Origin of the sequence: Hydrogenophaga sp. RWCD_12 (assembly GCF_046604225.1) — a bacterium.
GTDB lineage: Bacteria > Pseudomonadota > Gammaproteobacteria > Burkholderiales > Burkholderiaceae_C > Hydrogenophaga.
Window position 1 is genome coordinate 1 of sequence record NZ_JBKIXC010000009.1, and the last position, 2084, is coordinate 2084.

A 2084-nucleotide genomic window follows, 5' to 3' on the forward strand; every position below is an offset into this window, starting at 1 on the left:
CACCACCACCGAGGTCGAGGTCTGCCCCGTTGTCGTTGCTGGAGCTGGAGCTGGGGCTGGAGCCGGGGCTGGGGCTGGGGCTGGGGCTGGGGCTGGGGCTGGGGCTGGGGCTGGGGCTGGAGCTGGAGCTGGAGCTGGGGCTGGGGCTGGGGCTGGGGCTGGGGCTGGGGCTGGAGCCGTTGTGGTGGTTGTGGTCGTCGCAGCAACGAAGCACGACTTCACGGTCCCCGGGATGGGATCACCAAAGGTGCCGTTGCCGCAATCCACGGGGCCGGTGAACGACTTGACCGCAAACAGGCCAGCGGCACCGTAAGCCACACTTTTCGTACCGGAGAAGCTGCAGGTTCCGCCCTCTGTCGCGCAGGCTGTGCTGTTGAAGGACGCACCATTGATGAGCTGCGAGCCGGTTGCCGGAGCCGGAGCCGGAGAAGGTGCAGGTGCAGGTGCAGGAGCGCGGGGCGGAGCTGGGGCGGGTGCGGGAGCCGTCGTCGTGGTGAATGTCGTGGCAAGGAAACACGACTTCAAGGCTCCTGGAATGGGGTCACCAAAGGTACCGTTGCCGCAGTCCACCGGACCTGTGAGCAACTTGATGGTGAATTTTCCGGCGGCACCATAGGCCACATTTTTCGTGCCGGAGAAGCTGCAGGTTTTGCCTTCCTTCGCGCACGCGGTGTTGCTGAACGAGCCGCCGTAGATGAGCTGCTTGCTGATCGCGGAGGTGGTAGCGAGGTGCAGCCCGGTGGTCTGTTCGAGGCGCTCGGTGCTCTCCATGCCGCCATCTGCCTGAACGGATGCGTCCCCGCTGGCAGTGGATTCAAGGCTTGCGGATGTGGCGACAACCTGTTCAGAAGCGTCGCCCGCCCGGCCACCACCGCCACAGGCGGTCAGGCTCAGGGAGCTGGCCAGCGCGACCAGCAGCAAGGCAGGGCCAGGCCGCGCGGGCCTTTTCGCGTTGGGTACCCCCCCCGGCGGGAGTGTTAACTCAAAGTAATTCATTTGACCAACGGTGGAGTAGATTGACATACAGTTTCCGGACAAGTAGCGGTGTTGACTAAACAAAAAGTGCGGCGCCATGAATGCCAACGACAACAATGGCTCACCCATCGGGCTTGGAACTTGAAGGAATGCTCAAGCGGTATGAATGTATCGCCCATTCAACCAGCACCCTGAATTGAATTCGATGAACTGCCGTCATCAGGCGATGTGCGGCGAAATTCAATGAAATCTTAAATATGTATCCGAATTAACAATTGGAAGCAACTAATTCCAACCAATTAGAATCACCCCTCAAGGTAGTCCAAACGGTTAACGGATATTCCCGAGAAGAAGAAATGGCATGAAAAACCGGCTCTTTACTGTCGCTTCGAGAGCGCTGCCCACCGTCCGCCTCCAAGGCGAGGCCGATCCTAATGCGGAAGCAACATGGTCATGTAGCAAGAAATATCGGACCGGGACATTTCTTACCTAATTGGCAGTACTTTTTGCCATTTCTGAAGTCGAATGCAATGCCCTGTTACTTTGGTTTCAAGTCCGGCTACACAGACATGACGGCAAGTCTCATGACCTTACCAAGACGAGGCGTCCAGCCCTCAGTCGCCAGGGCTTGCGATCGGCAAAAAGCGGGCGTGGTCAGAGGTCGCGCGGAGCGCGCAGATCGGTCTGGCGTGGTTTGCCTGAAGGCCAATCATCCGGCGGGATTGCTGGGCGGCATCTGATCCAATCAGATACGGCTACCGTGATTTGAAAATCAACCCGCGGACCAATCCAACTCCGGAAAGCTGGAGTTGCAACGGGTTTTGCAGCAATGTCAATTTGGAAAAGGACGTGAATCCCGCCTCTGTTCCCGGGCTTGGTGCCCATGCATCGCTCCAGACGGCGAGACTCAGCTCGCGCCAGACACCAATGAAGCGGGTGCTCTTGCTGCCGATCGCCCCTGTTGCCGAGGGCGTGCGACCGGCGATGACTGGCAATTTGCCAGCCTCACTCAGCCTCGAAACAGGAAAATTACCAGGCCTGCGCAGTGCGTATTTTCAGCACGGAGGAGGCCATTGCCGTAATGGCCAACGGCTCACTGGTAATAGAAA

2 protein-coding genes are annotated in these 2084 nt (G+C 59.0%); both read left to right on the top strand.

The genetic code is table 11. The annotated features are described in order from the left end of the window. Positions 1-278 (top strand): hypothetical protein (locus tag ACLIJ1_RS23240; RefSeq protein ID WP_411367955.1); only part of this gene is annotated, 278 nt, incomplete at its 5' end. Between the two features lie 1462 nt (positions 279-1740). Beyond that, the coding region (locus ACLIJ1_RS23245) for a hypothetical protein (protein WP_411367956.1) at positions 1741-2084 on the top strand (344 nt) is incomplete at its 3' end.